This is a genomic window from Mycobacterium sp. TH-M82 (assembly GCF_057473605.1).
In genome coordinates this window covers 1-9,924 of the sequence record NZ_JBYCKY010000394.1, presented here as the reverse complement: position 1 = coordinate 9,924, position 9,924 = coordinate 1, and the positions used below count along the sequence as shown (strand labels likewise).

The following is a 9,924-nucleotide window of genomic DNA, read 5'->3' as shown; positions in this document are numbered from 1 at the left end:
TCCGGTCGACCGCGACCGGGTAGGGGTCGCGGCCTTCGGCCAACAGCCGTGCCCGCTTGTCGCGACGAATCCGGAACTGCTCGGGAAGCTCGGGAAGATCGTCATCGGCACCGCTCACGAACTGCCAGCTTAAGTCATTTCAGCGCATCGAGATTGCCGTCATGGCCGTGATGGGGACGCAATCACAACCACTGCGGCGGTTTCGCCGACAAAATTGGCTCAGGGCGCCGTCCGCAGGTTACCGCGCTGGCTGTCCCGATTGCGTTCGAACACCAACCGGAGGCCTTCCAGGGTCAGGTTCGCGTCGTAGCGGCCGACGTTGCCCAACTCGGCCAGCAGCAGCGGCGCGCTGTACCCGGTGGCCACCACCGTGACGTCGCTACCGGAGGAGTCGGCGAAACCGCCCAGTTCCTCCCGGACCCGGCGAACCAGGCCGTCGACCAGCCCGGCGAAGCCGAACACCGCACCGGCCTGCATGCATTCGACGGTGTTCTTGCCGATCGCCGAGCGCGGCCGGGTCAGTTCGACCCGGCGCAGCGCCGCCGATCGGGCCGCGGCGGCATCCGACGAAATCTGGATCCCCGGTGCGATGGCGCCGCCGAGAAATTCACCCTTGGCCGACACCGCATCGACGCAGATCGACGAACCGAAGTCGACGACGACCGCTGCGGTCTTGAATTTGTGATATGCGGCCAGGCAGTTCACTATCCGGTCGGCGCCGACTTCTTTGGGGTTGTCGACCAGCAGCGGGATTCCGGTGCGCACACCCGGCTCGATCAGCACGGAGGGGATCGACGGCCAGTACTGACCCAGCATCAGCCGCACTTCGTGCAGCACGGACGGCACCGTGGACAGCGCGGCCGCGCCGGTCAGCCGTTCGCCGTCGTCACCGATCAGGCCGTCGAGGGTCAGTGCCAGCTCATCGGCGGTGATCTCCGCTTCGGTGCGAATCCGCCACTGCTGCACGATGCTTCCGTGTTCCGCCGATCCGGAGAGCAGTCCGACGACGGTGTGGGTGTTGCGAACGTCGATTGCCAGCAGCACTGTCAGCCCGCACTTCTGGGCGAGACGAGACCGGCCATTCCGGCCAGCTCGATGTCGGGGACGAAGGCCGGGTCGTCGCCCAGATCGACCTGCTTGTTGTCGGCATCGACGAACACGATGCGGGGTCGGTAGCTGCGCGCCTCGTCATCGGCCAGGGTCGCGTACGCGATCAGGATCACCAGGTCACCCGGATGTACCAGATGAGCTGCGGCACCGTTGATTCCGATCACGCCGCTGCCACGCTCCCCGGTGATCGCGTAGGTGACCAGGCGCGCGCCGTTGGTGATGTCGACGATGGTCACCTGCTCCCCTTCGAGCAGGTCTGCGGCGTCCATCAGATCGGCGTCGATGGTCACCGAGCCGACGTAGTGCAGGTCGGCCTGGGTGACCACGGCACGGTGAATCTTCGCTTTGAGCATCGTCCGCAACATCAATTCCTCCGGGGTGGTTGGTGGCAGCTGGCTGAATCGACTGGACCGACCGGCATCGCTTCGCCGGCTCCGATGGGAGCGTCGATCGTTATAGCGACGTTGTCCAGCAGCCTGGTGCCACCGACCTCGGCCGCGACCAGCAGCCGGGCCGGCCCGTACACCGGTGCCGGCCCGAGCACGCGATCACGGACCTGCAGGTAGGCGACGTCGATCCCGGGCACGGAGGCCAACACTGCATTCGCCGCCGCGACCACAGCTTCCGTCCCGCCGGCTGCCGCATGCGCGCCGGCGTGCAGCGCCGCCGACAGCGTCGTGGCGTCGCTGCGCTGCACCGGGTTGAGATAGCGGTTGCGTGACGACATCGCCAGGCCGTCGACTTCGCGCACGGTGGGCACGCCGACCACCTGCACGTCGAGGTTGAAGTCGGCAGCCATCTGGCGCACCAATACCAGCTGCTGATAGTCCTTCTCGCCGAAGAACACCCGGTCCGGCCGCACGATCTGCAGCAGCTTCAACACCACGGTCAGCACTCCGTCGAAGTGCGCCGGCCGGGCGGCACCTTCGAGTTCGGCGCCCAGCGGGCCGGCGTGCACCGCGGTGCGCGGCCCGTCGGGGTACATCGCCGCTGCGGTCGGGGTGAACACCAGCTCGACACCTGCACCGCGCAGCAGGCTCAGGTCGTCGTCGAGGATGCGCGGGTAAGTGTCGAGATCTTCGCCGGCCGCGAACTGCAGCGGGTTGACGAAAATCGACACCGCCACCGCCGAGCCGGGCACCCGGGCGGCGGCGCGAACCAGGGCGAGGTGCCCGTCGTGCAGTGCACCCATGGTGGGTACCAGCATCACCCGGCGACCGGTGCGCCGCAGTGCACGGCTGACGCGCGCGGCGTCGCTGGGCTCGGCGTAGACGTTGAGCCGGCCCCTGACGAACGTCGGGCAGGTTCCAGACGCGTCGACCGTCACGGCGCCAGCACCGCCAACACATCGCCGGCGGCGTGTACGCGTCGCGCGGTGCGCAGTGCGTTTTCGCGATACGCCCGGGCCAGCTCCGGGTCGGCCCCGGCCAGGGCCGCCAGATGCGCAACAAGCGCAGTCGAGTCACCGCGCACCACCGGGCCGGTGAGCGCGCCCTGTCCGTGCTGGAGGGCGTTCTCCAGCGCAGCCCGGGCCAGCGGTCCGAGAACGCGTTCGGCGATGCCGTCGGGGTCGCTGTGCGCAGTGCCGCCGAGTCCCCCGCAAGCGGGCGGTGACCCCAGTCCGGGCAGCGCCGCCCGCAACGCCTCCAGCGCATCGGCGAGCATGGTGACGACGTGGTTGCTGGCGTGGCACAGCGCAGCGTGGTAAAGGACGCGTCCTTGTTCACCGACCCGGAACGGCTCACCACCGATCTCCACCGTGAGCGTCTCGGCGATCGCATACCCGATCTCGTCGGCCGCGGTGATCCCGAAGCAGGTGCCGGAGAGCCGAATGATGTCCTCGTCGGCACCGGTGAAGGTCATCGCGGGGTGGATGGCCAGTGGCAGGCAGCCCTGCGCGGTCAGTGGTTCCAGCACGCCGACGCCGTTGGCACCCGACGTGTGCACCACGATGGTGCCGGTCCGCACCGCGTCGGTGGCCGCCAGCCCGGATACCACTGCACCCAGCTCGGTATCCGGGACAGCCAGCAGCAGCAGCTCAGCGTGCGCGGCCACCTCATGAGCCGGCAACACCGGGGTGTCGGCCAGCCGTTGCCGCGCGCGCCGGCGTGACTCCTCCGAGATGGCGCTGCAGGCCACCACGACGTGATCGGCACGCTCGAGTGCGACGCCCAATGCGGTACCGACCCGGCCGGCAGAGATGATGCCCACCTTGAGCCGAGCCGGCCGCACTCCGCCGAACTGCACCACCGCAGACGACCTCGCAAGCTCTGTTGGTTCGTTCCAGTCCCGCGACGCGGGTACCGGACGGTCGCCAGGATTCTATCCGGTCGGCGGCGCAGTCCCTCTCGCCGGATGGAGCATCTGCGCTTGCCGCACCACCGCTACTCTTCGCGCCGCCGCCGCCGGCCCCCGGTGGAGCCGGTCTGCAGTCGCGCCAGCAGATCGGCGACCGACTGCCCCCCGGTTTCCGGGCCCGGGCCTTCGGTGCCGGTGGCCGCGCCGACGCCCGGCCCTGGGCTGCGATGCCGAGCCACGCCGGATGACACGGGAAACCCCGGCGGCGGGGTGGTCGGTACCCGCGAAATGATGGTCTCGGGTCCGGTCGGGTAGCCCGGTGACTCCGCCGAATGCCGAGCATGCGCTCGATTGCCCCCGCCGAACCGCCAGCCGGACGAGCCGGGCGCGGGGCCGGGCGGACTGGAATGCCGGCCGTGTCGTGAACCGGAAGCCGGTTCGATGAACACCGCTGACCGGTCGAGACGGTGGCCAGGTTGGCCAGGTTGGCCGGTGCCCGTGGTGCCGTGGGAGTTCACCCCGGAATCCCCGGAATCCCCGGAATCCCGGGAATCCCGGGAATCCCGGGAATCCCGGGAATCCGTGGCCCAGTTGCTACCCGGCATCCCCGGCGGCAGCCACTTTCCTTCAGCGACAACCGGTTGCCAGTCGACGGTGGGCGCTGTGGGCCCACCGTCTGGAGCCCGCCGGTGTGAGCCGCGGTACGCCTCGGTATATCCGCGGGCGGCTTCAGCGTCGGACTGCCGCAGCCACGGGGGAGCTGGCGGCACCGGCGGCACCGGGCCGGCCGGTACGCCTACCTCCGACACGTCGATGATCGGGTTCTCCGCGGTACGGCTGGCGGTGTCGGCCGGCTGCAGCGCCGCGGAGCTCGCCGCAGCGTGCGAGGGCTGCGCGCCGAACTCGTTGTCGGCACCGTCGCCGTCGTAGCGGGCCCAATCGCTGTAGGCGCGAACAGCGGTGCGCTCGGTCTCCAGCGCCGGACGGTGGCCCAGGTCGGCGTCGAACAAGATTTCCAGGTTGGTCCGCAGTGCCGCCAGTTCAGCCCGCAACGCCGCCACCTCGTCGGCGGCCTGGGCGCGCAGCTCGGAGGCCAACTCACGGCGCAGTTGCGACTCGACCGTCAGCTCGTATTCCCGCCGCGCCGAAATCTCGCGCTCCAGCTGCAGGTCATAGACCAGTTTCAGGTCACGCGTCCGGGCCTGGTCGACATCGCTTTGGCGCCGATAGATCACCGACACGAACGCCGCCGCAACCGCGGCCCACAGTGCCAGGATCACCGCGAGCTTCAACAACTCCACCCGAGACGTGAAAATCAAAGCGGAACTGGCCGCAATCGCAAGTGCCAGCAACGCCGTCAACAGCTCCCACCCCGGCCTGCGATCCCCGCGCCGCGCCCGGGCGCCGCGGGATGAAGCGGTCCTCATCTGCGCCGTCCCCCGCAAGCGGGTGGTATCCCCTCTCCGGCCCAGGTGGGCGCTGTCCTCACCTCATCGCTCCGCTCTGCGTCGTCGACGGCGCGCATGGCCCGACTTTACCGGTCTTAGGTCGTTCCGCGTGTCGGCCTGCTCCGGCGATTCTCACCCGAGCTGATTTTCGGCCCGCACCCCCGGCTCGGTGGGATTCCCCGGTGACTTGCAGCAATGCTGGAGCCACAGCGCGGCAATCAACAAGGCCAACGCGCTGACGGCCGCGACCACGACGCCCGGGATGTCGTCGTGCGCGACCCGCAGCGAGGAGCGCCGCGGCAACAGATAAACCAGCACCGCGACCCACCACCCCAGCACCGGTGCCGCCACCCACGCCGAGGCTTTGGCGATCAGCACGCTGCGCGCCACCGCAAGCGGATGCAGCCGGCCGGACCCGCACCCGACCTCGCCGTCGTCGATCCTGGACCGGACGTAACGGCCCCATCCCGCCTCGGCGATCGCCAGGGCGAGCAGGGACACGCCGGTCCATCCGGTGATCGGCGGAAACCACCGGTACAACAGCTCGACCAGCAGATAACCGACGGCTGCAGCGCCCGCCACCGCGGCCGCCAGGTGACGTTTGCGGGTCGGCCCCATCAGCTCTCCCGGATCCGGTCGTGCAGCACCAACTCGGTCAGTCGCATGGCCGTGCGGTCGGCGGGGTCGAGTTCGGCGAGCAAACTTGCCACGGATCGCTTCTGGCCGGCCACCGTCAGCTCGGCGTACGGTTCGATCGCCAGCCACGGCACCATGACGAACGCCCGCAGATGAGCCAGCGGGTGCGGCAGGGTCAGGCCGTCGTCGCGGGAGAGAATCTCTGTCTGCACTGCCTCGCCGTCCTCCTCGCCCGGCTGACCGGCGGTCTCATGGGTCTGGAAGCAACTGATCAGGTCCACGTCCAGCGTCCGCGGTCCCCAGCGCTGGCCGCGCACTCGGCCCGCCGCGTGCTCCAGTTCGTGGGCCCGGCGCAGCCAATCCTTGCCGCTGCGGGCCGGGTCGTCGACGATCAGCACCGCATTGAGGAACCGACCCTGATCCACCTCGCCCCACGCCTCGGTCTCGTACACACCGGACACCGCGCGCACAGCGTCACCGAACCCGTCCGCCGCTGACTGCAGCCGCGCCAGCCGATCACCCAGGTTGGACCCGATCGACAACACCGCCCGAGTCATGGCTCCCCTTCGGTGATCGTCGTATCCGCGCCGCGTGACCGTCGCGCCACCACCGCCACATCGGCGAAGGTCAGGCCGATCGGAGCATGCGGTTTGTGCACCGTCACCTCGACGGCCTGCACCCGCTGGTCTTTCATCACGTCGCGCGCGATCTCATCGGCGACGGTTTCGATGAGGGTGCGGGCCGGCCCGGCGACGATAGCGGCCGCGCGTTCGGCCAGCACCCCGTAGTCGTGGGTGGCCGACAGCGAGTCGGTGGCGGCGGCCTCGGCCAGATCCATCCAGACCGCGATGTCGACGACGAAGTCCTGCCCGTCGGCCCGCTCGCGTGCGAATACGCCGTGGTTGCCACGGACGGTCAAGCCACGCAGTTCGATACGATCAGTCATCGAACTTCGTGCCTCCTTCCGCCCAGGCGTGGACAACCTTGAGCGCGTCCACCGAACCCCGCACGTCGTGCACTCGCACACCCCAGGCGCCGTGCAGCCCGGCCAGCGCCGAGACCACAGCCGTCGCGGTTTCGCGCCCGTCCGGCGGCCGCGGCACACCGTCGGGTCCGGCCAGCAGGGTACCCAGAAATCGTTTGCGCGACGCTCCGACCAGCACCGGTACACCGGTGCCGACCAGCAGCGGAAGCGCTTGCAGCAGCGCCCAATTGTGCCATCCCGCCTTGGCGAACCCGAGCCCGGGATCGATGACCAGCTTTGCCGGGTCGACACCGGCGCCGATCGCCCGGTCGACGCTGGCGATCAACTCGTCGCGGACCTCGGTCACCACGTCACGGTAGTGCGGCACCCGGTGGGGGCGATCCCGAAGATCCCTGCCCACCGGGCGCCAGTGCATCAGCACCCACCGGACGCCGGCCTGAACCAGCAACGGTGCCATCGCGGGGTCGGCGCGGCCACCGGACACATCGTTGACCATCCTGGCGCCGCAATCCAACGCAGCTTCCGCGACGCCGGCATCCATGGTGTCGATACTGACCGTAATGCCTTGCGCAGCAAGTTCCTTCACGACGGGAACCACGCGTGCGGTCTCCAAACGCGGGTCGACCCGGACCGCACCGGGCCGGGTCGACTCACCCCCGACGTCGATGATCGCCGCACCCTGAGCGGCCAGTGCCAGGCCGTGTTCAACGGCGCGCTCGGTATCCAGGTAGCGCCCGCCGTCGGAGAACGAGTCGGCGGTGACGTTGACTACCCCCATGACCTGCACGTCCGTCGGGCTCACTTGCGCAGGATAAGCTCCAGTGCCTCGGCCCGGGATGCGCTGTCGGATTTGAACTGACCCCGCACCGCCGAGGTTGTGGTGATCGCACCGGGCTTGCGCACGCCGCGCATCGCCATGCACAGGTGCTCGGCTTCGATCACGACGATGACGCCGCGCGGGTCGAGCTTGCGCATCACCGCGTCGGCGATCTGACCGGTGAGCCGCTCCTGCACCTGGGGGCGCCTGGCGTACAGGTCGACCACCCGCGCCAGCTTGGACAGGCCGGTGATCCGGCCGTCTTCGCCGGGGATGTAGCCGACGTGCGCCACACCGTGAAATGACACCAGGTGGTGTTCGCAGGTCGAGTACAGCGGGATCTCTTTGACCAGCACCAGTTCGTCGTGCTGCTCGTCGAAAGTGGTTTCCAGCACGGTGTCGGGGTCGCAGTAGAGCCCGGCGAACATCTCCCGGTAGGTCCGGGCCACCCGGGACGGCGTGTCCACCAAACCGTGCCGGCTCGGGTCCTCACCGATCGCGTAAAGCAGCTCGCGCACCGCGGCCTCCGCGCGGGCCTGGTCGAACACCGGCGTCCTCGAATTCATCACGCGGGAATTCGTCTGTGCTGGTGAAACCATGCCAACCCCTGTTTGGTCAATCGCCGGCCGGTGGTTTGGGCCCGCCCGGCTGATCGGAAGGTTTCCCGGTGGTCGGCGGACGCGCCGGCGCCGGCTGTCCCGGAACCGGATGCGGCTGATAGGGCGGCGAGTACGGCTGGGTGGGATGGGCCGGCTGGGGGACCGGATGATGCTGCTGCGGGTGCGGCCAGTGCTGGGGTGGATACCAGTAGCCCGGCGCGGGTGGTGGCCAACCGGGGGCATGCCAGCCGGGCGGGGCGCCGTAATCGGGTTGGGTAGCCTCCTGGCCCGGCTGATCCGCGGCACCGGGACCACGACCGTCGCGCGGACCGTATGAGCCGTTGCCGCTGTTGAGGGGGCGCCCGGCCGCGCTATGCGCGGTATGTGCGGCCTGCGTGGCCTGCGCCTCCCGCTCGGCCTGCGCGATGGCGGCTTTGAAAGCTGGCTCCGACACCGGCGGCGGCCACGGCTCACCACGCTCGACGGCCAGTTCGCCCGGGGTTTTGATCGGCGGCTTGTCTGAGGGGATGCGGCCACCGAAGTCGTCGAACATCGTCAGCCGCGGGCGCTTGGCGACGCCGTCGAAAATCACCTCCAGTTCGGCGCGGTGCAGGGTCTCCTTCTCCAGCAGCTCGCCGGCCAGGGTGTCGAGCACATCGCGGTATTCGGTGAGGATCTCCCATGCCTCGGTGTGCGCCGCCTCGATGAGTTTGCGTACCTCGTCGTCGATGTCGCGGGCCACCTCATGGGAATAGTCCGGCGCGGTGCCCATGGTGCGGCCCAGGAACGGGTCGCCGTGTTCGGTGCCGTATTTGACTGCGCCGAGTTTGGCGCTCATGCCGAACTCGGTGACCATCGCGCGGGCGACCTGGGTGGCTTTCTCGATGTCGGACACTGCACCTGTCGTCGGCTCCCGGAACACCAGCTCTTCGGCGGCGCGCCCGCCCATCGCGAACACCAGTTGCGCGATCATCTCCGAGCGGGTGCGCAGGCTTTTGTCCTCCTCCGGCACCGCCACCGCGTGCCCGCCGGTGCGTCCGCGGGCCAGGATCGTGACTTTGTAGACCGGGTCGATGTCCGGCATCGCCCACGCCGCCAGGGTGTGCCCGCCCTCATGGTAGGCGGTGATCTTCTTCTCCTGTTCGCTGATGATCCGGCCCTTGCGGCGCGGGCCGCCGATCACCCGGTCCACCGCTTCCTCCAGCGCCGGGCCGGTGATCACCGTGCCGTTCTCCCGCGCGGTGAGCAGGGCGGCCTCGTTGATCACGTTGGCCAGGTCGGCGCCCGTCATCCCGACGGTGCGTTTGGCCAACCCGTCCAGGTTGGCGTCGTGGGCCATCGGTTTGCCCTTGGCGTGCACCCGCAGCACCGCCCGCCGGCCGGCGATATCGGGGTTGCTCACCGGGATCTGCCGGTCGAAACGCCCGGGCCGCAGCAGCGCCGGATCCAGGATGTCGGGCCGGTTGGTGGCCGCGATCAAAATAACCCCGGCCCGCTCGCCGAAACCGTCCAGCTCCACCAGCAGCTGGTTCAGCGTCTGCTCGCGTTCGTCGTGGCCGCCGCCCAGGCCGGCGCCGCGCTGGCGGCCGACCGCGTCGATCTCGTCGACGAAGACGATGCACGGGGCATTCTGCTTGGCCTGGTCGAACAGGTCCCGGACCCGCGATGCGCCCACACCGACGAACATCTCGACGAAGTCCGATCCGGAGATGGTGAAAAACGGCACGCCCGCCTCACCGGCCACCGCGCGAGCCAACAGTGTCTTGCCGGTGCCCGGCGGTCCGTAGAGCAGCACCCCCTTGGGGATCTTGGCGCCCAGCGCCTGGTACCTGCTGGGGTTCTGCAGAAAGTCCTTGATCTCGTAAAGCTCCTCGACCGCCTCGTCGACACCGGCCACGTCGGCGAAGGTGGTCTTGGGCATGTCCTTGCCCAGCTGCTTGGCCCGCGACTTGCCGAAACCGAAGCCCATCCGGGCCCCGCCCTGCATCCGCGAGAACATCACGAACAGCCCGACCAGCAACAGCAGCGGCA

General features: G+C 69.3%; 12 protein-coding genes. All 12 read right to left on the bottom strand.

Features of this window, described 5'->3' with window-relative positions:
* Positions 1–118 (bottom strand): hypothetical protein (locus tag AC2VON_RS12250; RefSeq protein WP_486953212.1); only part of this gene is annotated, 118 nt, incomplete at its 3' end.
* 101 nt (positions 119–219) lie between these two features.
* A complete protein-coding gene (locus tag AC2VON_RS12245; RefSeq protein WP_486953211.1) occupies positions 220–1,044 on the bottom strand; it encodes a type III pantothenate kinase in 825 nt (274 codons plus the stop codon).
* Positions 1,045–1,046: 2 nt separating this feature from the next.
* Positions 1,047–1,475 carry an aspartate 1-decarboxylase gene (gene panD / locus AC2VON_RS12240; RefSeq protein ID WP_486953210.1) on the bottom strand — a complete coding sequence of 143 codons (429 nt, stop codon included), beginning with the start codon at positions 1,473–1,475 and terminating at the stop codon, positions 1,047–1,049.
* Positions 1,475–2,437, bottom strand: a complete 963-nt coding sequence (panC, locus tag AC2VON_RS12235; protein WP_486953209.1) for a pantoate--beta-alanine ligase — start codon at positions 2,435–2,437, stop codon at positions 1,475–1,477. The genes panD and panC overlap by 1 nt, the downstream gene beginning before the upstream one ends.
* Positions 2,434–3,360, bottom strand: a complete 927-nt coding sequence (locus AC2VON_RS12230) for a Rossmann-like and DUF2520 domain-containing protein (protein WP_486953208.1) — start codon at positions 3,358–3,360, stop codon at positions 2,434–2,436. Before AC2VON_RS12230 ends, panC begins: the two co-directional genes overlap by 4 nt.
* A 134-nt stretch (positions 3,361–3,494) precedes the next feature.
* On the bottom strand, positions 3,495–4,835 hold the full coding sequence (locus AC2VON_RS12225) for a DUF6779 domain-containing protein (RefSeq protein ID WP_486953207.1): 1,341 nt from the start codon (positions 4,833–4,835) through the stop codon (positions 3,495–3,497).
* 153 nt (positions 4,836–4,988) lie between these two features.
* Positions 4,989–5,474 (bottom strand): DUF3180 domain-containing protein, encoded by a 486-nt coding sequence (locus tag AC2VON_RS12220; protein ID WP_486953206.1) that lies wholly within the window; start codon positions 5,472–5,474, stop codon positions 4,989–4,991.
* Positions 5,474–6,049: a 2-amino-4-hydroxy-6-hydroxymethyldihydropteridine diphosphokinase gene (folK, locus tag AC2VON_RS12215; protein WP_486953205.1), complete on the bottom strand. Its 576-nt coding sequence runs from the start codon at positions 6,047–6,049 to the stop codon at positions 5,474–5,476. Before folK ends, AC2VON_RS12220 begins: the two co-directional genes overlap by 1 nt.
* On the bottom strand, positions 6,046–6,438 hold the full coding sequence (gene folB / locus AC2VON_RS12210; protein ID WP_486953204.1) for a dihydroneopterin aldolase: 393 nt from the start codon (positions 6,436–6,438) through the stop codon (positions 6,046–6,048). Before folB ends, folK begins: the two co-directional genes overlap by 4 nt.
* Positions 6,431–7,279 (bottom strand): dihydropteroate synthase, encoded by an 849-nt coding sequence (gene folP / locus AC2VON_RS12205; protein WP_486953203.1) that lies wholly within the window; start codon positions 7,277–7,279, stop codon positions 6,431–6,433. Before folP ends, folB begins: the two co-directional genes overlap by 8 nt.
* The gene (folE, locus tag AC2VON_RS12200) at positions 7,276–7,860 is read right to left on the bottom strand and encodes a GTP cyclohydrolase I FolE (protein ID WP_486953202.1); all 585 of its coding nucleotides are present in this window, start codon (positions 7,858–7,860) and stop codon (positions 7,276–7,278) included. Before folE ends, folP begins: the two co-directional genes overlap by 4 nt.
* A gap of 49 nt (positions 7,861–7,909) precedes the next feature.
* Positions 7,910–9,924 (bottom strand): ATP-dependent zinc metalloprotease FtsH (gene ftsH / locus AC2VON_RS12195; protein WP_486953201.1); only part of this gene is annotated, 2,015 nt, incomplete at its 5' end.